Raw genomic sequence first — 26,987 nt, forward strand, 5'->3', positions numbered from 1 at the left:
TTTTGCATAAAATGTTAACTCTTAATAAAATAAGAAAAAAACTGTGAATAATTATTATTATCTGCACTTATTATTCTAAAAAAGATAATAATTATTAAAGTCAGAATAATTAAAATATTTTGTTGTATAAATGATGATGTATATATATAATATTAAATAATAATCTATGCAAATTGTATTGTATACAAAAGGAGATGAGTTAGATGGAAAGTTTAGTAAGCTGGCTGTTGGATTTAGTTTGGAGTAAACCATTAGTTTACGGCTTGTTACTTACAGGTATTGTCTTTTCACTCATGATGCGGTTTTTCCAGGTCAGGCATATCGGCGAAATGGTTCGCTTAATGTTCCAGGGTGAAAAATCTGCTGCTGGTATTTCCAGCTTTCAGGCAATCGCCTTATCGCTTGCAGGTCGGGTCGGAACAGGGAACATCGTCGGCGTCTCTACTGCCATCTTTATCGGTGGTCCCGGTGCAGTGTTCTGGATGTGGGCAACTGCTTTTCTTGGTGCGAGTTCTGCGTTTATCGAATCAACGCTCGGTCAGATTTATAAGCGTCAAGAAAAAGGCGAGTACCGCGGAGGTCCTGCTTATTACATAGAACAAGGGATCAAAGGGAAATTCGGTAGAATATACGGAATCGTCTTCGCTATTGTTACTATTTTATCAACAAGTCTATTATTGCCAGGTGTTCAATCCAATGCTATCGCGAATTCCATGAATAATGCTTTCGGTCTTAATAAGTGGATTGTTGGTGTCATTCTTGCATTGATTCTTGCGTTAATCATTTTCGGTGGTGTTAAATGGATTGCAAGTGTTGCGACAGCAGTTGTCCCGTTCATGGCGATTTTATATATTTTAATGGCATTGATTATTCTTGTGTTGAATATTAATGAAGTGCCGGGATTAATCGCATTGATTTTTAAATCAGCATTTAATTTAGAATCAGCATTCGGCGGTATTTTCGGTGCGATGATTGAAATTGGTGTAAAACGTGGTCTTTATTCTAATGAAGCGGGTCAAGGGACAGGGCCTCACGCGGCAGCTGCGGCTGAAGTTTCTCACCCGGCGAAACAAGGTCTTGTGCAGGCATTCTCAGTATACGTAGATACATTATTTGTCTGTACAGCGACAGCATTAATCGTGCTGTTAGCAGGTACTTACAATACAACAGATGGCACAACGGATAAAAGTGGTGCTCCGCATTTAATTAAAGATGGCGGCATTTATACACAGGCAGCTGACGGTACTAAAGATTACTCCGGTACGGCGATGTACGTGCAGGCAGGGGTAGACAAAGCGTTGCAGGGAAGCAACTACACATTTGATCCGAATTTCTCTGGTTTTGGTTCATACTTTGTTGCAGTGGCATTATTCTTCTTCGCCTTCACAACTATTCTTGCCTACTCGTATATTGCGGAGACAAACGTTTCCTACTTGATGCGTGGACAAAGTGAGGGAGCAACAAAAATTGGCTTTAATATCGCCCGGTTATTATTAATTGCTGCAACGCTTTACGGAGCAGTGAAAACTGCTGAACTTGCCTGGAATCTAGGGGACTTAGGTGTCGGCTTGATGGCCTGGCTGAATGTCATTGCCATCTGGATTCTTCATAAGCCTGCTGTTAAAGCACTTAAAGATTATGAAGCCCAGAAGAAAGCGCTTGGATCAGGACGGAATGCAGTTTATCGTCCGGATCCTGCAGAATTACCAACTGCAAAGTTCTGGCTGGAAGACTATCCGGAACGTTTAAGACAGGAAAACTTGCAGAAATAATAGTACAGCGTCTGTAGTTGATGGACAACCCTTCGTCCGGAGGGTATTGTTAAATCAATTACAGACGTTTTTAATTTGTTATAGAGGATGAATGAAGATGAAAGTTTATTACTTAGGACCGGAAGGAACATTCAGCTATCAGGCAGCAGTGAAATATCAACCTCATGCTGATCTTGTTCCATGTCAGTCGCTGTATGAAGTCGTTGAACAGTTCAATCAACATACGAACAGTCAAGCCATCGTACCGATTGAAAATGCCATCGAAGGGACTATTAATTTAATAGCTGATGAATTGATAGAAAATCAGCTGCATGTGATCGGTGAAGTGTATTTGGATATTGCGTTTGATGTCGTCGGACTGACACCATCGATGGAACACATCTCATCGGTTGTCTCAATCGCCCCGATCATCAGTCAGACGAAGCGGTTTATTACGGACTATGAACTGGACGTTAAACATTCCGATTCATCACTAGACAGTCTGAATTACATCGATCACGAAACAGTGGCGATCATTCCACATCAAAGCACGACAGCTTATCCGGTTATTACAGAACATATAGAGGACTATCCTTATAACAAGACACGTTTTTTAGTGCTGTCTCATCAGGAAACCAGTCATCCGACGACGCAGGCACTGCTGTTATTGACACCGAAAGTCGATAAACCAGGGCTGCTCGCTAATATATTGAATGTCTTTAATCTGTATAACATCAACTTATCATGGATTGAATCAAGACCGACGAAGCAGCAGTTTGGCTGCTATCACTTTCTTATTCAATGCCAAATTGCTGCGTCTTCAGACGATTATAAGCAAGTCTTAAAAATATTTGAGGCGCTGGAAATTACGGTCCGCACTATTGGAGCGTTTTAATGATAACGGCTTAACTAACTGAAACTTAAGTTATTGTAAACACTATTATAATAATGCTGATGAATACTGATTTTTTTCATAAAATGATTCTTTAAATATGCAAAGTTTGAAAAAGTTTGCGATTTTAGCCCCTTAAAGCGGAAACGCTTTCAAGTAATTGTTTCATTTTTGTAAAGATTATGTATAATAGAGAGGTAGAAAATAGTCACTTATGATTTATCAATTGAAGAAAGAAGGCAAATATCTTATGGAAGATAATCAATTACACAGAGGACTTAGTTCCCGTCAAGTACAAATGATAGCATTAGGCGGGACAATTGGTGTTGGTTTATTTATGGGTGCTTCAAGCACAATTAAATGGGCAGGACCTTCAGCAATTTTCGCATATCTTATCGCAGGTCTGTTTTTATTTTTCATTATGCGGGCAATGGGCGAGTTAGTATACCTGTTTCCGACCACTGGGTCTTTCGCGAATTATGCCAGTGATTATATCCATCCTGTCGCAGGTTACATGACTGCCTGGAGCAATATATTCCAGTGGGTTGTTGTCGGAATGAGTGAAGTTATCGCAGTCGGCCAGTACATGCAGTTCTGGTGGCCGGATTTACCGACATGGATTCCGGGTCTTATCGTTATTGTGACACTCGCTGCTGCTAACATGATTTCTGTTAAAGCATTCGGTGAGTTTGAATTCTGGTTCGCTATGATTAAAGTAGTAACTATCATTTTAATGATTGTTGCTGGTTTCGGTTTAATCTTCTTTGGTCTAGGCAATGGCGGACACGCCATTGGTTTTGGCAACTTAACAGCACACGGTGGTTTCTTCCCGAACGGCTGGACAGGCTTATTCTTTGCATTATCATTAGTAGTCGGTGCGTATCAAGGGGTTGAGCTAATCGGTATTACTGCCGGTGAAACGAAAGATCCACAAAAGAACATTACTAAAGCTGTTAACAGCATTGTATGGCGTATTCTTATTTTCTACATTGGCGCTATCTTTGTTATTGTTACAGTCTATCCTTGGGATGAACTCGGCAATGTAGGCAGCCCGTTTGTTGCTACATTCGCTAAAATCGGTATTACTATTGCTGCTGGTTTAATCAATTTCGTAGTAATTACAGCTGCCATGTCAGGCTGTAACTCAGGTATTTTCAGTTCAAGCCGTATGGTCTTTACATTGTCTCAAGAAGGCAAAATGCCACGTACGTTCGCTAAAGTCATGAAAAATGGTGTTCCTGTTTATGCGGTACTTGCTATTTCAATCGGTATTTTTGTCGGAGTTATACTAAATGTTATTTTACCAATGTTTATTGAAGGGTCATCTAACATCTTCGTCTATGTATATAGTGCTTCTATCTTACCGGGTATGGTTCCTTGGTTTATGATCTTAATCAGCCATATTCAGTTCAGAAAGAAACATCCGGAACTGATTGAAAACCATCCGTTCAAGATGCCGGGTGCGCCATTTACTAACTATTTAACGATTGCATTTTTAGTAATGGTATTAATCGGCATGCTGATCAACGTAGATACACGCGTCTCAGTAATCATCGGCTTTATTTTCCTTGGTGTTGTTGCAGCTTACTTCTTTATAAGAGGCTACCACAAACAGGAAAGTGTGAAATAAATAACTATCAATAAGAGCGAAGTGAAAACAACTGTTTTCACTTCGCTTTTTTATATTTTACAGGAGCGGCTATAGTGTATTTTCATGTACGGGGATAAGGCTCAGCCAGTTTGCAAATAGCTGTTTGCCGCTCTGTTGCCAGTAGTTGACCGGTCGCCTTGTCGTATCATTTTCCGGGAAATAATTATAAGGTAAATCAATCGTCTGTCCTTTGCCGACATCTCTCGTGTATTCGTTCTGTAACGTGTCTGCCTCGTATTCGAAATGTCCAAAAATATATAAGTCATGTCGTTCTCTAGCGACAATAATGTCCGGTCCGAGCACTGGATGATAGGCTAACGCGTCAAGCGGTGCTTGAGCAAGCTGAGTCTCGTCAATTTGTGTATGACGAGAAGTCGGTATAGTCATAGGTCCTTTGATTGCTGCAGCGTATGGATGTAAAGTATCTATCCAGTCGAATGGATAAAGACCAAATAGTTTCTGCGGTACGACTACTTTATCGATGCCGTAATTCACATGAGGCCCCAGTATAGAAATAACCGGTGATGAATCTTTTTATCCGCCCATTTAAGAATAGTAGTCAATTCCTCGTAGTAAGTCACATCAACGAAATCTATTTTTTTACTACTCTGGATAAGTTTGTTATTTAAATATTGTTTATCATACGCGGTTAAATTCATAATTGTCAAACAACTCATACAAAGGCTTTTTATAAAATTTCCATGAGCATTTTAATGGCAGCTGATGCAATCAAAACAGCAAGAATATAACGCAATACATTTTGATTGGTCTTCTGGGACATACGTGTGCCAATAGGTGCAACGATAAGGCTTGAAATAATAAGTGGGAGCATTAAGAAGAAATCTACGTCTCCAGTCATCGATTTCATCAGAAAAGTTCCTGTTGATGAGATAAAAGCGATAACGATGCTGCTTGTCACAACAGTTCTAAAAGGTGCCTTAAACAACGCCAGTAGAACGGGTACAAGAATGAATGCACCGCCTGCTCCGACAATGCCGGATACATAACCGATTATTAAGGCAGTGATAAACAATAAAATAGCGTTAAAGCGATATTTTGTCTGTTCAGGTCGTACTTTCCAGAACATTAAAACGACCGCAAGAAGAGCTAAAAATGTATAGACTGTGTTAATAAGAGCAGCATCAAAAAGTGATCCACTATATGCTCCTAATAAACTGCCAAGAAGAATACCTGCTCCCATTGGGATAATAATTGAACGGTTTAAGTCCGGACTTTTCCGCTGACTGTAACTTCCGCTCATCGTACTGAAAAATACTTGAGCTGCTGTAAGTCCAGAAGCGGTGTGGGCATTTATCGTATTTATGCCGAACAGGGGCGGGATAAAGAGCACCAGTGGATATATAATAATAGCTCCTCCAATTCCCACAAGGCCCGAAATAAATGCACCTACTGCTCCAATAAGGGCTAACAATATAACAGTTGCAGCCATTGTAGACGATTCCATTCTATCATGCCGCCTGCGACATTTGTTACGTTAACACTATGAGCATTCAATAATTGACAAGCAGTATTACTTCTATTTCCTGAGCAGCAAATAATGATATAGTCATCTTCTTTGTTAAATTCATGTATTCTGTTTTCCAGTTCAGAAAGCGGAAAATCATTAGGAGCAGTTCCAGTGACGACGTTAGGTTATGAACGTATTAACAGCTGGGCATTTCAATACCAAGATGAAGAGCAGTTCATCGCTGCATTAACAAGTGAACAACCGGAACCACCTTATTATTTCAAAGAAATGAAACGCATTAACCGTGATGGCGTAAAGCCGTATCATCTGGGTGTTATTGCACCTGTTGATCAGTTGGATCCGGCAGCAAGAACGATTGATTTACGTGCTAAAGAAGTGTTTGCTGAGAACACAAGTGATGGTATTAATATTCCTTATAACAGTAAATTTTTAAGTTTCGCCGGCTGGTATGTCGACTATGAAAAACCGCTTCAATTTATAGGTGACTTTGAGCAAGTGCAGCAAGCAGCAGCAGAATTAAAATTAATTGGATTTGATAAAGTGATTGGTTACACTACAGCAAACAAGGTCAAGGAAAAAAGCTATCAACAAATTCAACCAGATGAATTCAAAGCACTGAATAAACAGACTATTAATATTCTGGACGTTAGAACAGCTCAAGAATGGAATGATTCTCACTTCGAGGAAGCGGAGCACTTGCATTATGGTAAACTTTTAAAAGAGGTAGTACCTTACGATAAAAATGAAATCATCTATGTTTATTGCCAGACAGGTGTGAGAAGTGCTATTGCAATGAGTTTATTAAAAGCAAAAGGATATAAAAACATTGTTAATATTAAAGGTGGTTATGATGTGCTTGAAATTTATTATAGGACGTCTTAAGCTGAAGCTAACAAATAACCAAGTTAAAATTGAAATATTCTTTGACAAAGACAGTCAGTGGTAAGAACAGAACTTGAAGAAGATTTCAAATGGAATACGTAGGAGAGACAATCATAACTCTTTTCAGTGACCACATCCCGCTCTTCGTATTGTGATATTGACTTTAGTATGATAATAATATAATGAAAACCTTTACATAGGTATTAATAGGAGGCATAAACAATGGGCTATTTATGGCAGACAGCAGCAGACAGAGAGGCATTACTTAAACAAATTGTTAAACATGACAGTATTACGCTTTCTGAAGGGGAAAAGACATTCCCGTATTTAGTGAAAGCACTGCTGCAGCAGCTTGATTACTTTAAACAACACGAGGAGCAGGTCATTCTTGCGCCGACCGGTGACGGCAGACATTCTGTGATGGGTTATTACAAAGCACCTGCTTCTAAACAGACCATTGTTCTGATCAGCCACTATGACACAGTAGGTATTGATGATTTCAGTGACTATCAGGAGCTTGCCTTTGATATGGATGCAGTGACAGAAGCTTTCAAAAAGGATGCTTCTTATCTTGATGAGTCAGCTGTAGAAGATTTGGAGAACGACGCTTATTTCTTCGGCCGCGGCTCTATGGATATGAAGCCGGGACTAATGCTGCACTTATCATTGATTGAAAAAGCCATCGCAGAGTCATGGGATATTAACTTAGTGCTGTTGACTGTGCCGGATGAAGAAGTCAATTCACTCGGGATGCGTACAGCGATGACACGGCTGAATGAGCTCCGTCAGGCAGAAGGGCTGGAGATTATGCTGCACTTAAACAGCGAACCGACATTCCAGCAGTCATCGACTGACCATGCGCATTATGTTTATTCCGGTTCTATCGGTAAGATTATGCCGTCTGTCTTATGCTACGGTAGAGAAACGCATGTCGGTACACCAATGAGCGGTGTCAGTTCAAACTTCATGCTCAGCTACATCAACCAGGCGATGGAGTTCAATGCACAGTTTAAAGAACACTTTGAAGACGAAGCAACACCGCTTCCTGTATCGTTGATGAACAAAGATTTGAAAGATTACTATGATGTGCAGACGCCATTCCGTTCGGCAGCATTATTCAATGTCTTCTTATTCAAGCAGACAGCGGCAGATGTGTTCAATACGTTTAATAACATTGTCAGAGATGCAGTGACAAGATGCGCAGCAGATTACAATAATATTATGGCAGCGGAAGGCGTCGATTATACGATTGATATCCCGGTGCTGACGTATGAGGAACTGGTGAAAGAAGCGGTCAGTCAGTTCGGTCAAGCGCGTGTTGACGAGGAAATCGACAATGTACTGAAAACTTATCCAGAGCTTTATCTGCAGAATATTCATGTCGTTGATCATTTATTGACATTATGCAAATCTATTACACCGGCTGTTGTCACATTCTTTGCACCGCCTTATTATCCGGCGGTCAATTCATCATTTGAACCACTGATTGAATCATTAGTGGCGACTGCCAATGCAACATCAGTGCGTGAGTTCGGCCGTGAAAGCAAACGACTTCATTACTTCAATGGCATCAGTGACCTCAGCTACGCGAAATATGATGCGGACAGTACAAGTGATGCTATTTATGAACATAATACGCCGTCATTCAATAAAACATATCATATTCCATTTGATGATATTAAAGCTAATAATGCCCCTGTGCTGAACTGCGGGCCGATCGGCAAAGATGCTCATAAAGTGACTGAGCGCCTCAATAAGAAAAATGCCTTTGAAGAACTGCCCGTACTGCTGGAAACGTTAATTAAAGAACACTTTCTTGTTACAGTTAAATAATTAAAAAGCTGCAGCGGACTGCAGCTTTTTTTATAATGTACAACTATTGGTAAATGAGGGTATGAGTGCAATAAGAAAACGGAGGGATCATTATGAACCAACTTTCCAGTGAACATACCGCATCCGCTTATACGAAACAGAGCCGCTGGTCAGGCTTTTTGTTCGGCTTAGGGCTCGTTGCATTTCTTGATGAAACAGTATTTCATCAGCTGCTGCATTGGCATCATTTCTATGATAAGTCTACGGAGACAATCGGTATTGTCTCAGATGGGTTATTAAATTCAGGAGCAGGATTTGTGCTGATTTTCGGCTTGTTTCTTCTGGCTGATTTCAGGCGCCGTCATTTAATGGACTGGAAATTCTGGATAGGACACGTGCTGATGGGGATGGGAACCTTTCAGCTGTTTGATGGGACCATCAACCATAAGCTGTTCGGCATTCATCAGATTAGATACGTTGACAATTTAATCGTCTATGATATTGGCTGGCATATTGTAGCGCTGCTGTTACTCATTGGCGGCTTTATGCTCGCTAGACATGCTGAGAAGCAGGGCACGAAATGAACCATATGAACCACATGTTGCCGCTGCCGTTGTCATTAGTTATACTAGCGGCAGCCGGCATACTCATTATTTACTATCTTCATCTGATGATTATGAGCCAGCAGCGACTTCGAAAATGGCCAATCTACCGGCTGCTGTGCTGGGTGACAGGTATTGTGATGGCCACGGCTGTAATGGTCGGACCATTAGCTGACCGGATGCATAGCAGCTTCATTCTTCATATGTATGGCCATTTAATGCTTGGCATGCTGGCGCCTTTATTGTTAGTGCTGTCTGCGCCGATGACACTATTGCTGCGCAGTCTGCAGGTCAAACATGCCCGGCAGGTGACGAGGCTATTATCAGCACGTTACGTCAAATTTATTACTCATCCTGTCACTGCCGCTATATTAAATGTTGGCGGGTTATGGGTGCTTTATCGGACGGATTTATATCACTTGATGCATGAGTCGCTTATTATACTGCTGCTCGTTCATCTGCATATTTTTCTGGCGGGTTATTTATTCACCGCAGCCTTCGTCTATATCGATCCTATCGCTCATCGCTTCAGCTTTAAATATCGGGCTATCGTCCTGATCATTTCGCTGGCAGCCCATCAAATATTAGCAAAGTCGCTTTATCCTTACCCGCCGGCAGGTGTAAGCAGACCTGATGCACAAGTCGGAGCGCAGGTGATGTACTACGGTGGTGATCTCATTGATTATGCGATCATCTTTCTATTGTGCCTCGAATGGTACAAAGCAGTAAGACCGGGGAAAGTCATAAGACAACAATAGGGAGCCCTCGGGCTCCCTATTGTTTTTTATTGATAGTGATGCTGACTCGGATAAGATTCCAGGCAAGAGACGTATACTTCCGGTAAACTAAATAACGGCTCTCCCATAATGGATTGAATTTTTGTTTGTACTTCCTTAGCCCTTGAAAACTATAGTAGTTATTGAAATGTTCAAAAACATTGCCTGCTACTTTTTCCCGTATGTAGGCATGCCGGTTCTGACCGACATTCGATAATGTTGCCATCCCCATATTGAAGTAAGTATATTCTTGCTGCTGGGCATACTGCAGCATATAAAGATAGAGTGCATCCATCATCGGCATGTCCATTTCTGGGCGCCAGCGAATTAAGTCCACTGACAATGTGCCGTTATAATAAGTCGGCATTAAACTGCAGAAACCCGCAATTTCCGTGTCACTCGCAATAACAGCGATCGGTGCCTGATTAAGATAATCACGGTTAAATGAGCCAACAGAGAAACTCATTTCCTCTTTTCCGCTGAGCCAGCGGTCACTGACTGCTTTTAGTTGTGAATAAACCGCATCTGTTAATGGTGGTTCGATGATTTTAAAATGATAGCCTTCTTTTTCTACTTTGTTCATCGTCGCCCGGAATGCGCGCTGTTTTTTGCCGCTGACGGTGAATGTGCTTAAATCAATCAATGCTTCTTCACCGAGCTTGAAGAAGCTGTTGCCGTATTCATGATAAAGCGACATATATTTTTCCTGGACTTGGTAGAAGACAACATCGTGACCGAGAAAAGTGGTTTTATCATAAAAGTTGTTGAGCAGCTCTATGAACTTATCGGAATTACCGATTGGATCACCAAGCACAATGCAGGCGTTCATTGTTTTTCTGTACATCAAGAAAGCATCGGCCTCTTCATTGATGAAGAATGATTTATCGCCGCTCAGTGAAAGATGGCTGACATAATTGCCGCCGTATTCCGATATAATGCCGCATAACGTCTCATAACTAACAGGACAATTCAGCAGGCTGTCATATCTTTTTGAATAGGAACGTGTGATAATCATTCCAACCAGTAAGTACAGCAGGATGGCTATCCACGCCAGTACATTGAGTAATGTCAGGTTGAAATTGTTGATTTTAGAGTTGTATAAATCAAGAATATTAACAGTCAGCCATTGATTGATTATTAAAATAGCTGCAATGACCACAATGCTTATAAGTACGGTAATAGGGGTGATGCTTCGCTTGATTGACTTTGCTTTACTGTACCGATAGCCGAGCATCAGCGTCAACAGCGCAAGCCAGCTGTAAGAAATAATAGTACCATACGATAGGGCGGTCGTTGCAATCAACATCAATGTTGAAATAATGCTCATCAAAATACCACGTTTTGTGTTGTGCATCACACCATTTGAGCAGATCAGCAGCGCAAGACTCGCAGTTATATGGAACACAATAATGATGGAATGATAAGTGTATTGATTTGTATAGAGTGCATCATAAATAATTAGAAAATGATTGAAATAATAAATGACGCTGGTAATAATGCAGAACAATGCCAGCAAAATACCTTGAAACTGATAAGGCATATCTTTTTGCAGTCCTTTAAAGAAAGAGGTTGTTTCCATTGCTGAATTAATAAGTCTGTTCTCTTCTAAATAAGATTTTGCAGGTTCCTTATAGACAACAATAGAAAGGACAAGTGCTACGAGCGACGGAAAGAAATAATAGACAGCTCGATACAGCAGTAGTGAAAGTAATACCTTATCTTCAGGAATACCGTATGCTTTAAGGTTAATCAGTATAACAAGGTCAAACGTGCCGAATCCACCAGGCATCATACTAAGTATGCCGGCCAGAGCGGCTGTGACAATCATGCCGGCAAGCACAGTGAAACTGATTTTAATATCAAGCGTCAGCAGAATGAAGTAGAACAATAAAATAATGCTCAACCAGTCAAGGAGAGACACCATGATAAACTGCAGGCCGAGCCAGCGGTTGCCGGGAATGGCAGGCTTGATGATAGACCAGAGAATATAAAATATTAAGTATAGACTGCCGACATAAATAATATACTTACTCCAGTAAACATGATGAGTAAGTGAAGAAATATCAAAGACATCGAACACCATCAATAGAGATAAGACACTGAGACCGCTGAGCATGGAAAATAGTAACAAAGTAATGGATTTTGACAATTGCTTTTTGTCAGTTGTAAACGGTGAATAAGCAAAAAATCTTAAACCCGCCCCTATAAAGCCACCGAGGCCGAGAATATTATTGAGTGTGCAAATAATGTAACTGACAGCCGCCGTATGTTTGACCGGCATATTGATTTTCAGTGCACGCGTCAGAATGAAATCGTAGAGTGTCAAAACCATGACCGACAATAGACCGAGCAAAATCAGCTCGACTAAAGATAAGGTGGACATGTCTCTAAAGGCATTAATCGTCTGCCGTAAATTAATGGCAGAAAGTTCTTTTACCAGCATGACGGTGACAATAATGCTGATTAAAATAACAGCTGTCAGCTGCAGTGGTAATTTGATTTTGTTACTGTTGAAATTCATAAAGCACCTCGTTAAATTGGGTTAAGATTGTTTGTAAAGGCACATGCGACCAGGTGCGTCATAGCTCTTTGTCAGTTGTTGTTTACGCATTCTATGAATCTGCCGTTTGCTTGGCCATAGTGCAGGCAGCAACAGCTGGTGAAACTGCATCCATAATGGATCAATGAAATAATAATAGCGATCATCGTAACCGATCAGCACGGTTACATGAATATTGGATACCCAGTGTTTCAAGCCGCTGCTTGTTTTAAAGCGTCGTCTCATAGGCGGTACACCGAGATGAGTATGGTACAGCATGACCGGCTGTCCGCCGTCCAGCACGGTTTCAAGATAAGACAAAGGCTGACCAGAGCCATCGATGATAGCCGAATCGAATTGCTGTAAGTAAGGAACAAGCGCAGACGGGAAAATCGTCTGATGGACGCCGGGTTTAATCATCAAAGGATGTCCTACATAGCCGATTTCGGGGTTGTCAGGATGCGTCGGCCACTGTTTCATTAAGTCACTCGCAGGAATTGAATGGTGATTATACTGCAGAATCATAGCAGCAGCAACGCCTTCACAGCCCATAATCATAGGTTTAGGAGCTAATTGACTGATAGGTTTAACGGGCAGAAGTGATGGTCTCATAAGAAACAGCTCCTTTATTGAAATATGATATATATTCTTCAGTATATGTCTATTCTATAGTTCATGCAATAAAGGTAGTAGTGTCTAATGACTATACTGTCGGTTATAATAAGGGGGAATAACTACTGACAAATGATAGGAGTTTTATATGAAACGCGATATTAGATTGATGCTGTCTGTACCTGTATTAAGTTGGGCATTATACGATTTCAGCAATACGATTTTCAGCGCGAATATCATTACATTATTCTTTCCTCAGTTTGTCACCGAACAGCTTGGCAAAGATCCGGTGACCGAGCAGCTGGCTTCTACGTGGATTGCCTATTCGGCCAGTGCTGCCGCCCTGCTGCTGATCATTTTAAGTCCGATTTATGGTGTTTACATCGACCGGACGAACAAGAAGAAGCAGTGGATTATCTGGTTCAGTCTTCTCGTATTTATCAGCACAGTGTTAATGGGTATAACATACGATTCACAGTTAAATGGAAAAGTTTTCGGTGTGCCGTTATCTTTTCTGCTGATCATCATTTTATTTACCATCGCTAAATTCAGCTATAACTCGAGTCTTGTCTTTTATGATGCCATGATGAGCAGACTCGCACCGAAAGAAGATCATGCGATTATTTCTGGATTCGGCGTTGCACTCGGCTATCTCGGAACACTTGTAGGCGTATTAAGCATCATGTGGCTTGTCGGTATGGACCATCCAGGTGACACATTTATTCCGACAGCACTGCTCTTTCTGTTATTCAGCATCCCGATATTTTTGTACGGCAGAGACGGTGCTGACCCATCGACTACTGTTCAGCAGTCATCTTCTTTATTGTCAGGCTATCAGGAAGTAGTTACCACTTTTAAAATGGCAAAGAACGAGCCGGCCATTTACTTATTTTTAATTGTTTATTTCTTTTTAAATGATGCGCTGGCAACTGCCATCAGCATGATGCAGCCTTATGCCACAACAGTCGTCGGTTTCTCAAACAGTGCGTTTATCGGAATATTTATGATGGCGACAGTGTTCAGTATTATCGGTGCCTTTGTCTTCGGCTATATTTCTAAACGAATAGGCTCAGTCAAGGCGCTGCAATGGGTTGCTTTAATATTAATGCTGGCATTAGTGCTTGCCAGTCTGCCGCTTGCGAAAGAGTGGTTTTACCTGTGTGCCATATTATTCGGCATTGCGATGGGATCAATATGGGTGATTTCAAGAACATTGATTATTGAATTATCTCCTGAAGGCCATGAAGGTCAGTTTTTTGGGCTGTTTTCGATGAGCGGCAGATTATCTGCTGTCATGGGACCGTTTATTTACGGTACGATTACCTGGGTCTTCAGTGATTACGGACCGCTGGCAAGCAGATTAGCAATACTGTCGCTGTTTGTCATGGCATTATTTGCATTTTTTATGCATTTTAGAGTAATTAAAGAAACGAGGAATATGAAGCTTTAAGGACGATAAAATGAGGGGTTAATAATGAAGATAGGAGTTATTTCTGATTTGCACTTTGACCGGGACACGAAGCGGACCTTTGATGATTATGTCAAAGTGCTGTCAGCAGAAGTGAGCCGGCGGGATGTCACGTTGCTGTTAGTCGCGGGAGATATGTCGAATGATTATGAGTTGTCCTATCGATTTATTGTGGCACTAAAACATCAGCTGAATATGGATGTGCTGTTCGTACCTGGCAACCATGACTACTGGCAAAGTGAAGACGAGCTCAATACATTAGCCGTCCATGATTATTTCAAGCAGCTGCCGGAATGTCTGATTGAGCGGCCTTATATTATCAATGATCAATGGGCGGTAGTCGGTCATAGCGGCTGGTACAATTATAGTTATGCGGACACGCGTTTTGATGAGGCTAAGCTTGCTGCAGGGAAGTTTAAAGGAAGCACTTGGCAGGACAAACTGTATATAGATTGGAAGGCGCCGGATAAAATAGTGTCCAGAGCATTTGCGGAAACAGTGCGGCGAGATATCGAACAAATGGGTGACCGGCATATTATTTTGATGACGCATATGGTGACAGACAAGAAATTTACTGTGCCGCTGCCTCATAGAATCTTTGATTTTTATAATGCTTACATTGGAACATCTGATTTTGATGACATTTATAACAAGTACGCTGTTAAATACAGCATTATGGGTCATGTCCACTTCCGAAAAACACTAGTTGAACGGGGTATTACTTACATTTGTGCGTGTCTCGGCTATACAAGACAGTGGCGGTCTGATGATTTACAACAAGAAGTAGCGAATGCGTTGTATGTCATTGAAATTTAAGGAAGTGAAATGGAACCAGTCATGCGCGCTTATCACTGCACATACATTATCGGTTTCGCATTATGTTTTCTGAAAACGTAGGCTATGACTTGTTGACAGAAATCATTAACTTCAATATTGAAGATAAAAAAGATTGTAAAACATTCTGGAGAAAATAAGAGCATTCCTAAACAATAGGAATGCTCTTATTATTTGAAAATGTTAATGGCCAAACTGCTGTTCCGTGAAAACTCGGTACATATCATGTGAGGCAATGAGCTGTTGATGTGTGCCGCTGCCTGTTAAATGACCGTTATCAATAAAATAGATGTTGTCGGAATTAATAATCGTTGACAGCCGGTGCGCAATGACCAGCACTGTTCTTCCCTGCATCAATTCAGTCAAAGCATCCTGCACATACTTTTCGCTTCTTGCATCCAGGCTTGCCGTCGCCTCATCCAGCATTAAAATTTTGGGGTTGCGCAGAAATGCTCGAGCGATGCTGATCCGCTGCTTCTGACCGCCTGATAACTTAATACCGCGTTCACCGACCTCTGTCTCCAGTCCGTCTTCCAGCTCATCGATGAATTCTTTAGCGTATGAACGTTCAATGGCTTGTTCAATATCCGCTTCCTTGTATTCGCCCAGACGCGAACCGTATAAAATATTGTCGCGAATCGTACCAGATGTAATAGCGCTTTCCTGGGCGACAAAACCGATATTGTCACGCAGCACGTTCATAGGAATATCTTTAATATTGACACCATCTATTTCAATAGCGCCGCTGTCGACCTCGTAATAGCGTTCAATTAAAGAAAAAATAGTTGATTTACCGCTGCCGCTCGGTCCGACAAAAGCAACCGTCTGATTGCGGTCGGCATCAAATGTAATATTAGTAAGCACCGGTGTACCGTCAGTATAACTGAAACTTACTTGATCAAAATGCAGTGCACCGAATTCGAGGGATTCATGATGTGTCCCGGTATTCGGTTCCTCCTCATGTTTTAAAATATCAGCAATCCGTTCAGTAGCACCGAGTGCTTTGTTGTACTCATTGAAAAACAAACCGAACGTCGTCAGCGGCATAATGATTTGAAATAAGTAAAGCAGGAAAGCGACGAGTTTACCGATCGTTAAAGTACCGTCCGCTACACGGATACCGCCGTAACCAATAATCAATAAAATCATAAGCATCATAACCGTCGACATTAAAGGGGATAAGTAAGCGTTAATTTTAGCTTCCTGCATCCCGAAATGATAGAGATTTTGAATGCCGCGACGTGCTTTAAGCCGTTCCTCGTCTTCTCCATTAAACGACTTCATTAATCTTACTTCGCTCAAAGTTTCCTGTAGATTTCCCGAGAAATCTGCTGTTTCGTTTTGCAGTGACCTTGATACTTTCGTCATTTGTCTGCCTAATGGAATAATGACCGCAATAGCGAGAGGGACTGCGATGAACATTAAGAGCGACATTTTCCAGTCAAGTATGAAAAGAACGATGACTGAGCCGACAATAGTTAGTATACCGCTGATGACAGACGGAAAGTGTCGTGTGATTAAATCTTTTAGAACAGAAGTGTCATTAACGATACGGCTGACAGATTCACCGCTTTTTGTCATGTCAAAATAGCTGACGGGCAACCTTAAAAATTTATCCCATATTAATTCACGCAGCCCTTTAATGATGCTTTGGCCGACGTTTGCTAACACATAGTTCGAAATACCGGTAAAGACGGCACTGAGCAGGAAGACAAAGACGATTAATAGAATCAACTGTGTCGTAACAGAGTCTGCATCAAATCCGTCGATAAACCGCTGAGTCAACATCGGTACAACGAGTGAACTGAAAGTCCCTATTAAAGTCAGTACGATGCCTAATATAAATAACCCTCTTTTAATCCCTGACCGTTTTAATAACTGATAAAAATCTGAAAACGTTGCGGACGGTCTTTCTCTTACTCTTTTTTCACGCGCCATATTATTCCTCCGTTAGTCCTTATATTCATGTGATTAATTGATTCTTACTTTAATCAGCCTGTAAATTGATGTCAAATCATTAGAATGACGTGAAAAGTAATGTTTTACACTTTTAATCAAATTACAAATTTTAGACTTGCATCAGTAATTTAAATTGGTATAATAAATATATCAAATATAATAAATATATAAAGGCGGTTAATACTATGACTCAAGTTTTATACATTACAGCACATCCAAACGATGCAGCTATTTCATTCTCTATGGCAGCTGGTCAATCATTCATCGACAGCTACAAAGCAGCTAATCCAGATCATGAAGTCGTTCACATCGACTTGTACAATACATTCATCCCGTTGATCGACAGCGACGTTTTCTCCGGCTGGGGTAAATTACAGTCTGGTGAAGAGTTCACAAAATTATCTGAGACAGAACAGCAGAAAGTCAATCGTTTAAATGAATTAAGCGATCAGTTTGCTGCTGCTGACAAATATGTATTTGTGACACCATTCTGGAACTTCTCATTCCCAGCAGTAATGAAAGCATATATCGATGCAGTCGCAGTCGCTGGTAAAGCGTTCAAATATACAGCTGAAGGCCCAGTCGGCTTATTAACTGACAAAAAAGCACTGCACATTCAAGCACGCGGTGGTTATTATTCAGAAGGCCCAGCAGCTGAACTTGAATTTGGCAACCGTTACTTAAAACAGATCATGAACTTTACAGGTGTGCCGTCATATGAAGAACTGATTATTGAAGGCCATAACGCAAATCCTGACAAGGCAGAAGAAATCAAAGCGGATGGTATTGAACGCGGCGAAGCATTAGGTAAAACATTCTAATACTACACAAATAGAAGGTAGTATGATACAATCACTTTACAAATTAATAGCTCGTATCTTATTCAGAGCAGGTGGAGGGATTTGGCCCTATGAAACCTCAGCAGCAGGCTTATGCACTGTGCTAATTCCAACAAGTATATCTTGAAAGATAAGAAGATTCTCTAATAGCTCTTCTTGATTTTAAGATGAGCTATTTTTTTGTGACTAAAAATAACCAGGGGGCAAAAAGATGAGAACAAGAGCAGATATTTTAGCGGATTTAGAACTAGTGGAAAACTATAAACCAGTCAATTATAGCAGTTCAATGATGAAGACAGCAGATAGAAACCGTCTCGAGCGAGAACTAGAAGAAGTCGAAAAGAGTGAGCGTAAGATGGACTTCTACCGCCTCAACCAGGTGGAGAGGGCAGCACGTCAAAAAGCAGTAGAGGCTATTGCAGCACAGGATATAATTAACGATAGAGAACTGAAGCTGGAACTGGATGGCTATACAATAGCGATTAAAATCTATAAAACGAAACAGCACGGCTAAATAGGAAAAGATTTAACGTGAAAATTGTCGAGAAGTGGCCTTCAAACTACTCTTGAAGGCCACTTTTTTAATAAAATAAGATTTTTCATTACAGTTCAGTTCGCAGCTGCCATAGTTCAGGGAAGAAGTATTGATCAAGCACTTTCTTCAAATAATTGACTCCTTGCGAACCACCGGTACCGACTTTAAATCCAATGATGCGTTCTACGGTTTTCATATGTCTGAACCGCCACTGCTGAAATAAATCTTCTATATCGACAAGTTCTTCGGCAAGTTCATACAACTGCCAGTATTTTTCGCTGTTTCTATAGACTTCTTTCCAAGCTTCTTTCACGCTGTCGTTCGCTGTATGAGTAATAGCGGGATCTTTTTCAAGGACATCAGCATCGATATTAAATCCAGCACGATGCAAGGCATGAATCGCCGCATCATAAAGGCTCGGTGTATTGTAGGCTTCAAGCAGCTGCGCATGAATTTCCGGTTCATGTGAATAAATCTTCAGTATATAATCTGTCTTATAGCCGAGATAAAATTCAATCACCCGGTTTTGATAGGACTGGAAGCCTGAAGAATGGCCCAGCTTATCACGGAACTCTAAATATTCGCTTGGCGTCAATGTAGAGAGCACATCCCACACATTTTTGATCTGCTGCTGAATTTGTGACACACGTGCAAGTTTCTTGAATGCTTCGCCGAACTGATCGTGCTGAATGTTATGGACGGCAGCTGTCAGTTCATGAATCAGCTGCTTCATCCATATTTCACTGACGTGATGGACAGTGATAAACAGCATTTCATCATGATGACCGCTAAGCGGATGGTGACTGGCAAGCAATGTTTCCAGACCGAGATAACTGCTGTATGTCATGTCTTTCCTGAAATCTGTATGAATGTTCGGCTCATCTTCAAATACTTGATGCTGCTTGGTCATGACACCACTCCTTTTGGTCGGATGACTGCACGGACAGGACTGCCATCAGCGTCTTTTAAAGCAAGAGGCAGGGCGATCAATTCATAGTTGCCGGGCGTGACGTTGTCCAGCATAACATTTTCAAGAATATATATATCATGCTCATAAAGCGCATGATGACCTTCTAAAGCTTTACTTGAAATATCATCAACTGAAGGTGTATCGACACCGATGAGTTTAACACCGAGCGAATTCAAATATTCAGCCCCGTCCCGAGTGACACCGGGAACATTTTCCGGGAAATGTTCCGGATTGTTAGGAAGTGATGTTTTGATCAATACACGTTCCACTCGTTCAGTCAGCTGTGATTGAAGGGCTGCTGCTGAAATGGCATCATAGCCACTCAAGTCAATGACGGTGCAGTCACCGATATAACGGTTGATGTCTAAGTCAAGAATTCGTCGGCCGTCTGTATCATAATGAAAAGGTGCATCGACGTGTGTTCCTATATGAGTGCTCGTTGTAATGCGGCCGATGTTCACAGAACCGGAATTGGCCTTTGTCACTGTTGTCTCATAAATAAAAGGCTGGTCTTCCGGCCAGTGGGCGATATGATTCGTCAGTGGCTGCGAGATATCAATCCAGCTCATTATGCGACGATCTCTCTTTCATTTTCGAATTCCTTATATTTCTCCTCAGTCATAATCGTCTTGATAATCATCACTGCATCATACAGTTCCGTAAAAGTATTATATAAAGCAACAGGGGACATTCTAATACCTTTTGGTGCACGGAAATCAGGGATTACACCTGCTGCTTTCATTGCTTTTGTAATACGTGCTGCTTCCTCATGCTCAATATAAAGATGGCCGCCGCGCATATTATGGTCAAGTGGTGTAGTAATAACAAAGCCGAACGGCACTAAATGTTCAGTCACAAGCTCTATCAATAAATCGGTCATAAGCAGAGACTTAGCACGTACGGCATCAATTCCTGCTTCAGTCATCATTTCAAGTGCGCCGATCAGCGGTGCGGTACTCAGCATATGAGGCGTGCCGATCTGATAGGCGCTGGCGTCAATTGCTTTCTCGAAAACATGCTCCATATCAAACTGCTTGTTCTTATCAGAACCGAACCAGCCCGCAAGGCCCGGTGCATGGTTGTGATGCTTATTGTTTAAATATAAACCGCCGACGCTGCCAGGGCCGCCGTTTAAATGTTTATACGTACACCAGACCGCGAAATCAACGTCCCATTTACTGAGTTCATGAGGGACAGAACCGATTGAATGGCATAAGTCAAAACCGATAATAATACCACGCTTATGTGCTGCAGTAGTCAGCTGTTTCATATCAAGTATCTGGCCGCTCCGGTAGAGCACGCCCGGCAGCAGGATAAGAGCGACATCGTCTGTCATCTGAGCTACAATATCTTCAGTCAACAGTGTCTGGCCGTCTCTTGATTGAACTTGAACTAAAGCAGTATCATCAAATCCTTTCAACCGCAGCTGGGATTTCAGTGCATAAATATCAGAAGGAAAATTTAACTCATCCGCTAAAATTTTGTAGCGATCTTCTGTCGGCTGATAAAGCGTTGAAATCATCTGATGAATATTCGTTGTCGTTGAGCCGGTCACACATATTTCTTCGGGCGCAGCACCAACAAGCGGTGTCATCAGTTCAGCCAGTTCATCGTTAAAGTAAAACCACGGCCGTTTTCCTTTCATCCAGCCGTCTATACCGTACTGTTTCCACGTCTCCATCACTTCATAAAGTGAAGACTCGGCACGCTTGCTCATTAAACCAAGTGAGTTTCCGTTAAAATAAATGACATCATCCGTCAAATAAAATTCATCTCTGAACTTAGCGAGCCCGTCTTTTGCATCGAGCTGTTTTAAATAATTCCTCGTAATTTCTGTCATCTTGTCATCTCCTTTATTCAATTGTATAAGTAATCAGTAGAAGTTCAAGAGAAAACGCTTTCTTTTCTAATATGAGAAGCTGACCTATAGGCCAGCTCATTGTTATTCTGCTACGATTAAGTCCTTATCATCTAGATTTTCTCCACGCCTTAATTAATAATCATTTTAAATGGGTAAAAACTACTAACTATATCAATTTGCCCGTTCGTGTTGAATTGAACCATAGGTATTTGAAAGGGAGAGATTTGATGATTATTAAACGTGCTGAATCTACTGATCAAGCCGGAATTATTAACTATATAGCAATCGGTGAGATGTGTGAAGCTATGTTCGGCACTACCAATCGCCTTCAGTCGATTAAATATATGCAGCAGTTGTATGAACAGCCCGGGAATCGTTTCAGTCATGAATACACATGGGTGGCAGAAGAGAATGGTGTGGCAGCAGGTGCTGTTACTGTGATGCCGGCTAACATGTTAAGACGAACGACGTTAATGACTGTATGGCATATTATGAGGCTGAAAAAGCTGCGAATTATTCCACAGTTATTTAATTACCCTAAACATATTACAGCACTGCTGCGGTTGGACGAAGCTGAGAGGAATGAGTGTCATATCAGTATGATTGCTGTACTGCCTGAATTTCAAGGAGTAGGGTTAGGGACACTGCTGCTTAAAGCAGCAGAAGATTATGCCGCTGCTAACGGTCATAATATTTGCTCTCTCACTGTCAAGCAGAATAACTATGGTGCTCAGAAGCTGTATAAAACTGTTGGTTATGAAATTGCCGGTGTAATCAATCAGCCGCCGTTTCGACTTTATAAAATGAGGAAATATTTGAATGGATGAGGATATACTGAATTTATCAAACAATACCCCGGCTTTGGCCGGGGTATTGTTATGTTCCGCAGAATGTCTGGAATACTTGCTCTTCAGGTTCAGGACCACATAAATATTTCTCAGCATGTGCTTCGTTATAAGGGTCAGTGACGACTTCAACGAGTTTATTGAATTGAGTGTAATCGTTATGTTCTGCCGCATCTTGCAATGCTTCTTCAACAAGATGATTTCTAGGGATGACGACCGGGTTAACTGATTTCATCAGCTCATAAGGACGGTCTTCTGTTCTGATCCGCTTCTGCCAGCGCTGATACCAGTCAGTAAATGCCTGCTCGTTACGGATTGTAATATTTTCAACTTTATTCTCAGCGAGCGTCCGCAATGTACCAGTATAATCCAGTTCATGTTCTTCCATTAACGTCAGCAGGTCGATGACTAATTGATCATCATCTTCTGCTATAGAATGAATTCCAAGCTTGCGGCCCATCTCAGTTAAATAATAGTTCATATAGAGTTTTTCATACTGCTGTAATGCCTGCTGAGCATGTTCTAGCGCTTTTGCTTCATCACGGTCGATAAGCGTGACTAATGTTTCGGCGAAGCGCGATAAGTTCCACAGTCCGATGGCCGGCTGATTCTGATACTGATAGCGGCCCTGGACATCGATAGAGCTGAATACTGTGCCCGGGTTGAAGGCGTCCATGAACGCACAAGGCCCGTAATCGATTGTTTCACCGCTGATAGCCATGTTGTCTGTATTCATCACACCGTGAATAAATCCGACGGCCTGCCATTTAGCAATTAAAGCTGCCTGCTGGTCGATGACTTTATCGAGCAGGGCGAGGTATTTGTTCTCTTCACGATTGAGTTCTGGATAATGGCGGTTGATCGTATAATCTGCCAGTGCTTGAATAACCTCGCTGTCTTCCAGCCGGACAGCATATTCAAACGTTCCGACACGAATATGACTCGCTGCGACACGTGTCAATACAGCACCTGGCAATGTCACTTCGCGTCTGACTTGTTCGCCTGTCGTCGCCACTGCGAGACTTCTCGTTGTCGGAATAGCTAAAGCATGCATCGCTTCGCTAATAATATATTCCCGCAGCATCGGTGCAAGCGGTGAACGTCCGTCGCCCATTCTGGAGTAAGGCGTTCTACCGGAGCCTTTCAGCTGGATATCAAAGCGCTCGTTGTCCGGTGTCACATGTTCACCGAGCAGCAGTGCCCGGCCGTCTCCAAGTATTGAGAAATGGCCGAACTGGTGCCCGGCATAAGCTTGAGCAATCGGTTCAGCACCTTCAGGCAGTGAATTGCCTGCAAATATTTCTTGTGAATCGAATATAGCTATGTCAAGACCGAGGTCGTGTGCGAGTTGTATATTTTTTACTACAATTTCAGGCTTACTGACTAAATGAAGCTGTTCACGGGTATAGAGGTCATCAGGAAGTGTGAGATAAGTATTGTCAAAATTCCATTGATTACTACTCATGATATATCCTCCGATCATCTTAATATATCATTAGTTTAACATCCGTATGACTGATGAGTGAGTAAAAGGCTCACGCAGCTGTTAATAATAAAAATTCCAGCTATAACAGGTTATGATAGAGGAATATTGCATAAATGAAAGGAAGTATGATGATGAAGCAGCTGGTACTTCGTAATATTGCCGCATGGAGCCTTATTAATATAGGAAATTCATTTGTTATGAGTAAACTCCCTGTCAAACTGTTCAGCACAAGGAAATTGTTCAAAACTTACAGGTGGGAGCACGGCGGTGAATTATGGCAGATAGTGTTCAATGTGAAAGCCTGGAAACATAGACTGCCGGATGGCACACTGTTTATTAAAAGTGGTCATAATAAATCTGTTCTTCCTGACTACCGTGCTGCTACTCTTAATACATTCTTCCTTGAAATGCGGCGTGCTGAACTGACGCACTGGATTACAATGACTGCAGGTCTCTTGTTTTTCTTCTGGAATCCAAGATGGGCTGCCCTATTGAACATTTTGTTCGGCATTATAAGTAACGCGCCTTTTATCATCACACAGCGTTACAATAGACCAAGAATTGAGAAACTTTATCACCAAAAACAACATAACCGTATGTAAGGCGAGGAGACGAGACAAAATGAATTCAGAAACAAATAAAAGAGCCCGGCGCAAAAATGAGCATATTCAGCTGGCGATCGACCATCCCGGTGCTTCCAGCTCTGATTTTGATGATGTGCGCTTTGTCCATCAATCTATTCCGTGCATTGATGTCGATCAAGTCTTCTTGTCTTCTATGGTCGGAAGCCTCACTTTTGACCATCCGCTCTATATCAATGCAATGACTGGCGGAAGCAGCCGGGCCGGGAAAATCAATGAAAAATTAGCTATTGTTGCACGTGAAACAAATATTGCGATGGCTGTCGGTTCTATGCATGCTGCTTTGAAGGACGACACGCTTAGTGAGTCATATACAATCGTCAGAGCACAAAATCCACAAGGAATTATTTTTAGTAATGTTGGAGCAGATGTAAGTGTGGAGCTTGCACTTAAAGCAGTTGAGATGATTAAGGCTGATGCGCTCCAGATTCATGTCAACGCGCCGCAGGAACTAATCATGCCGGAAGGGAATCGGCAATTTTCATCTTGGCTCAGCACAATAGAAGAAATTGTCAAACAAGTCGAAGTTCCTGTTATAGTGAAAGAAGTAGGATTCGGCATGAGTCAGGAGACGTTCAGCCAGCTGCGTCATATTGGTGTTAACATTGTTGATGTCAGCGGACGTGGCGGCACAGATTTCATTCATATCGAGAACGAGCGCAGAAGTTTAAAAGAGATGACCTACTTGACAGGCTGGGGACAGTCGACTGTTGTCTCGCTGCTGGAAGCACGGTCCTCTCCGGATTTTGATGTGCTGGCAAGCGGCGGTATCCGTCACCCGCTGGATGCCGTCAAGTGCTATGCACTTGGTGCAAAAGCGGTCGGTATGTCACGGACAATGCTGCTGCTCATTGAGGAGCAGGGCGTGGAAGGCGCAATCCAGTATATTGAATCATTTAAAGAACAGTTGACCATTATCGCAGCAATGCTTAACGCACGGAATTTACAGGAGTTAAAAGAGAGACCGATTGTGTTCAGTCCGGAGTTACTGTCATGGCAGGAACAGCGCGGTTTACAGTGAGGAGAATGAAGATGACTAGAGTGATTGTAATTGGAGCCGGCGTTGCCGGACTTGCCTGTGCCATTCGGCTGCAGCATGCAGGATATGAAGTGGAGATCTTTGAAAAAGAGGCACTTCCAGGAGGTAAGATGCATCGTATATCAAGGGATGGTTACTCATTTGACCTTGGACCGACCATCGTCATGATGCCGGATTTATATAAAGAAATATTTGAGCTCGCCGGCCGTAACCCTGACGATTATATTCCGATGCAGCAGCTGAGCCCGATGTACAGCGGCTATTTCAAGCAGGGAAAAGAAAAACTGGATGTATCGAACGACCTTGTACAGCTGACAGCCTTGTTTGAAGCCGTCGACGAGAAAGATGCAGAAGGATTCCTGCGCTATATCAGCGACTTATACGGCAGGTTCAATATAGCGAAAAACCACTTTCTGCAGCGGCCGTTCAGACATAAGCGTGATTTTTACAATATAAACATGCTGAATCAAGGATTGAAGCTGAAAACGCTCGGCAACGCTGAAAATATGATGAACAGCTATATCAAGGATAAACGGCTGCGCGACATCATCAGCTTCCAGACCCTTTATATCGGTGTGTCACCTGCTAAAAGCCCATCACTTTATACGATTATACCGATGATAGAATTCCTGTATGGTATATGGTTCATTAAAGGCGGCATGCATACAATGGCTGCAGGGATGGCAAGATTATTTGAAGAACTGGGAGGCGTCATCCATTATAACGTGCCGGTCGATGAAATTATTATTCATAATGGGCAGGCAGTCGGTGTCAAAACGCCTGTCGGCATGTTCAGTGCAGATTATGTCATGTGCAATGCTGACTTTCCTTATGCCGTGAAACATCTTGTGAATGATGAGGCAGCAAAAGGGAAATATACAGATAAAAAGATAGATAATATGGATTATTCGTGTTCATGTTTTGTCATGTACCTTGGTATGGCTAAAAAATATGAAGAGATTACAAACGTCCACAACTTTGTCTTCTCAGAAGACTTGGACCGTAATATTCAGCAAATCTTTGACGGCAGTCCACTTGAAGACCCGTCGCTCTATATGTACATCGCCTCTAAAATAGATCCGACACTTGCACCTGAGGGAAAAGATGGGCTCTATGTATTGATGCCGATATCAGAGCTGAAGACAGCGCAGTATGAGTGGAACGACGAGACTGAGCAGTACTACAGAGAAAAAATGCTGGCGAAACTCGAGCAGCTGCCGGGTATGGAAAATATAAGAGAAGAGATTGTGACGGAGACACGCGTTACACCAGTTGATTTCAAACATCGTTTCAATGCCTATAACGGAGCAACATTCGGTCTTCAGCCGACGCTATTCCAGAGCAATCATCTGCGGCCGCAGAGTAAAGCGGTGTCCTGCGAGAACTTGTACTTCACAGGAAGCAGTACGCACCCGGGGGCAGGAGTGCCTATTGTCCTGCTATCTTCAAAAATTGCGGCGGGAGAACTGATGCTCGATGATAAAAATTACAGGAAGTGATCACT

Annotated in this window: 25 protein-coding genes and 1 riboswitch; of the genes, 15 read left to right on the plus strand and 10 right to left on the minus strand. The window is 41.9% G+C overall.

Translation table 11 applies throughout. The features are described from left to right. Positions 1–203 precede the first annotated feature (203 nt). The 3 genes from ERX35_RS05700 to ERX35_RS05710 all read left to right on the plus strand — a co-directional run bounded on the left by ERX35_RS05700 (position 204) and on the right by ERX35_RS05710 (position 4,273). Entirely contained in the window at positions 204–1,772 is a 1,569-nt protein-coding gene (locus ERX35_RS05700; RefSeq protein ID WP_149458964.1) for an alanine/glycine:cation symporter family protein, read from the plus strand. Between the two features lie 97 nt (positions 1,773–1,869). Next, the gene (locus tag ERX35_RS05705; RefSeq protein ID WP_149458965.1) at positions 1,870–2,646 is read left to right on the plus strand and encodes a prephenate dehydratase; all 777 of its coding nucleotides are present in this window, start codon (positions 1,870–1,872) and stop codon (positions 2,644–2,646) included. Positions 2,647–2,893: 247 nt separating this feature from the next. Then, the gene (locus ERX35_RS05710; protein ID WP_149458966.1) at positions 2,894–4,273 is read left to right on the plus strand and encodes an amino acid permease; all 1,380 of its coding nucleotides are present in this window, start codon (positions 2,894–2,896) and stop codon (positions 4,271–4,273) included. A gap of 69 nt (positions 4,274–4,342) precedes the next feature. Here ERX35_RS05710 and ERX35_RS05715 read toward each other — a convergent pair whose 3' ends face one another. From ERX35_RS05715 to ERX35_RS11700, 3 genes are all read right to left on the minus strand, one after another. Beyond that, positions 4,343–4,789 (minus strand): homoserine O-acetyltransferase/O-succinyltransferase family protein, encoded by a 447-nt coding sequence (locus ERX35_RS05715; protein WP_170234558.1) that lies wholly within the window; start codon positions 4,787–4,789, stop codon positions 4,343–4,345. A gap of 193 nt (positions 4,790–4,982) precedes the next feature. Next, on the minus strand, positions 4,983–5,759 hold the full coding sequence (locus ERX35_RS05725) for a sulfite exporter TauE/SafE family protein (protein ID WP_246143128.1): 777 nt from the start codon (positions 5,757–5,759) through the stop codon (positions 4,983–4,985). Further along, positions 5,720–5,899 (minus strand): rhodanese-like domain-containing protein, encoded by a 180-nt coding sequence (locus ERX35_RS11700; RefSeq protein ID WP_149459106.1) that lies wholly within the window; start codon positions 5,897–5,899, stop codon positions 5,720–5,722. Before ERX35_RS11700 ends, ERX35_RS05725 begins: the two co-directional genes overlap by 40 nt. A 34-nt stretch (positions 5,900–5,933) precedes the next feature. On the opposite strand from ERX35_RS11700, the gene ERX35_RS05735 reads away from it, so the two are divergent. The 4 genes from ERX35_RS05735 (at position 5,934) to ERX35_RS05750 (ending at position 9,837) form a co-directional block, all read left to right on the plus strand. Beyond that, positions 5,934–6,665: a rhodanese-like domain-containing protein gene (locus tag ERX35_RS05735; protein WP_246143129.1), complete on the plus strand. Its 732-nt coding sequence runs from the start codon at positions 5,934–5,936 to the stop codon at positions 6,663–6,665. A 222-nt stretch (positions 6,666–6,887) separates the two neighbouring features. Beyond that, entirely contained in the window at positions 6,888–8,498 is a 1,611-nt protein-coding gene (locus ERX35_RS05740) for a M20/M25/M40 family metallo-hydrolase (RefSeq protein WP_149458970.1), read from the plus strand. Positions 8,499–8,590: 92 nt separating this feature from the next. Continuing rightward, positions 8,591–9,061: a DUF2243 domain-containing protein gene (locus tag ERX35_RS05745; RefSeq protein WP_149458971.1), complete on the plus strand. Its 471-nt coding sequence runs from the start codon at positions 8,591–8,593 to the stop codon at positions 9,059–9,061. Between the two features lie 5 nt (positions 9,062–9,066). Next, on the plus strand, positions 9,067–9,837 hold the full coding sequence (locus tag ERX35_RS05750) for a cytochrome c oxidase assembly protein (protein WP_246143130.1): 771 nt from the start codon (positions 9,067–9,069) through the stop codon (positions 9,835–9,837). 16 nt (positions 9,838–9,853) lie between these two features. Here the strand turns inward: ERX35_RS05750 and mprF are convergent, their stop codons facing one another. Further along, positions 9,854–12,376 carry a bifunctional lysylphosphatidylglycerol flippase/synthetase MprF gene (gene mprF, locus ERX35_RS05755; protein WP_149458973.1) on the minus strand — a complete coding sequence of 841 codons (2,523 nt, stop codon included), beginning with the start codon at positions 12,374–12,376 and terminating at the stop codon, positions 9,854–9,856. A gap of 21 nt (positions 12,377–12,397) precedes the next feature. Then, positions 12,398–13,006, minus strand: coding sequence for a C39 family peptidase (locus tag ERX35_RS05760; protein WP_149458974.1), 609 nt, complete (start codon positions 13,004–13,006; stop codon positions 12,398–12,400). A 148-nt stretch (positions 13,007–13,154) separates the two neighbouring features. Here ERX35_RS05760 and ERX35_RS05765 point away from each other — a divergent pair, with 148 nt between their 5' ends. Together ERX35_RS05765 and ERX35_RS05770 are read left to right on the plus strand one after the other, a co-directional pair. Continuing rightward, positions 13,155–14,456 (plus strand): MFS transporter, encoded by a 1,302-nt coding sequence (locus tag ERX35_RS05765; RefSeq protein ID WP_149458975.1) that lies wholly within the window; start codon positions 13,155–13,157, stop codon positions 14,454–14,456. Between the two features lie 24 nt (positions 14,457–14,480). Beyond that, a complete protein-coding gene (locus tag ERX35_RS05770; protein WP_149458976.1) occupies positions 14,481–15,290 on the plus strand; it encodes a metallophosphoesterase in 810 nt (269 codons plus the stop codon). Between the two features lie 201 nt (positions 15,291–15,491). Here the strand turns inward: ERX35_RS05770 and ERX35_RS05775 are convergent, their stop codons facing one another. After that, the gene (locus ERX35_RS05775) at positions 15,492–17,246 is read right to left on the minus strand and encodes an ABC transporter ATP-binding protein (RefSeq protein ID WP_149458977.1); all 1,755 of its coding nucleotides are present in this window, start codon (positions 17,244–17,246) and stop codon (positions 15,492–15,494) included. Between the two features lie 206 nt (positions 17,247–17,452). Between ERX35_RS05775 and ERX35_RS05780 the strand changes: the two genes are divergently transcribed. Both ERX35_RS05780 and ERX35_RS05785 read left to right on the plus strand, forming a co-directional pair. Next, complete coding sequence (locus ERX35_RS05780; RefSeq protein ID WP_149458978.1) at positions 17,453–18,088, plus strand: FMN-dependent NADH-azoreductase; 636 nt, start codon at positions 17,453–17,455, stop codon at positions 18,086–18,088. 55 nt (positions 18,089–18,143) lie between these two features. Then, positions 18,144–18,243: riboswitch (SAM riboswitch) on the plus strand. A gap of 74 nt (positions 18,244–18,317) precedes the next feature. Continuing rightward, the gene (locus ERX35_RS05785) at positions 18,318–18,620 is read left to right on the plus strand and encodes a hypothetical protein (RefSeq protein ID WP_149458979.1); all 303 of its coding nucleotides are present in this window, start codon (positions 18,318–18,320) and stop codon (positions 18,618–18,620) included. 88 nt (positions 18,621–18,708) lie between these two features. Here ERX35_RS05785 and kynA read toward each other — a convergent pair whose 3' ends face one another. The 3 genes from kynA to kynU are packed head-to-tail and all read right to left on the minus strand — an operon-like array spanning position 18,709 to position 21,451. Further along, complete coding sequence (gene kynA, locus ERX35_RS05790) at positions 18,709–19,551, minus strand: tryptophan 2,3-dioxygenase (RefSeq protein ID WP_149458980.1); 843 nt, start codon at positions 19,549–19,551, stop codon at positions 18,709–18,711. After that, positions 19,548–20,180, minus strand: a complete 633-nt coding sequence (gene kynB / locus ERX35_RS05795; protein WP_211359992.1) for an arylformamidase — start codon at positions 20,178–20,180, stop codon at positions 19,548–19,550. The genes kynA and kynB overlap by 4 nt, the downstream gene beginning before the upstream one ends. After that, positions 20,180–21,451 carry a kynureninase gene (gene kynU, locus ERX35_RS05800; RefSeq protein ID WP_149458982.1) on the minus strand — a complete coding sequence of 424 codons (1,272 nt, stop codon included), beginning with the start codon at positions 21,449–21,451 and terminating at the stop codon, positions 20,180–20,182. The genes kynB and kynU overlap by 1 nt, the downstream gene beginning before the upstream one ends. 248 nt (positions 21,452–21,699) lie before the next feature. Here kynU and ERX35_RS05805 point away from each other — a divergent pair, with 248 nt between their 5' ends. Next, entirely contained in the window at positions 21,700–22,299 is a 600-nt protein-coding gene (locus ERX35_RS05805; RefSeq protein ID WP_149458983.1) for a GNAT family N-acetyltransferase, read from the plus strand. A 49-nt stretch (positions 22,300–22,348) separates the two neighbouring features. Here ERX35_RS05805 and ERX35_RS05810 read toward each other — a convergent pair whose 3' ends face one another. Next, entirely contained in the window at positions 22,349–23,782 is a 1,434-nt protein-coding gene (locus ERX35_RS05810; RefSeq protein ID WP_149458984.1) for a protein adenylyltransferase SelO, read from the minus strand. Positions 23,783–23,934: 152 nt separating this feature from the next. Between ERX35_RS05810 and ERX35_RS05815 the strand changes: the two genes are divergently transcribed. Genes ERX35_RS05815 through ERX35_RS05825 form a run of 3 tightly spaced genes read left to right on the plus strand, consistent with a single transcriptional unit; the run spans position 23,935 to position 26,982 of the window. Next, positions 23,935–24,405 (plus strand): glycosyl-4,4'-diaponeurosporenoate acyltransferase CrtO family protein, encoded by a 471-nt coding sequence (locus tag ERX35_RS05815; protein WP_149458985.1) that lies wholly within the window; start codon positions 23,935–23,937, stop codon positions 24,403–24,405. Between the two features lie 19 nt (positions 24,406–24,424). Then, positions 24,425–25,465, plus strand: a complete 1,041-nt coding sequence (fni, locus tag ERX35_RS05820) for a type 2 isopentenyl-diphosphate Delta-isomerase (protein ID WP_149458986.1) — start codon at positions 24,425–24,427, stop codon at positions 25,463–25,465. Positions 25,466–25,476: 11 nt separating this feature from the next. After that, positions 25,477–26,982 (plus strand): phytoene desaturase family protein, encoded by a 1,506-nt coding sequence (locus ERX35_RS05825; protein ID WP_170234560.1) that lies wholly within the window; start codon positions 25,477–25,479, stop codon positions 26,980–26,982. The last annotated feature ends 5 nt before the right edge of the window (positions 26,983–26,987 follow it).

The sequence above is a fragment of the Macrococcus equipercicus genome (genome assembly GCF_004359525.2).
Taxonomy (GTDB): Bacteria; Bacillota; Bacilli; order Staphylococcales; family Staphylococcaceae; genus Macrococcus; species Macrococcus equipercicus.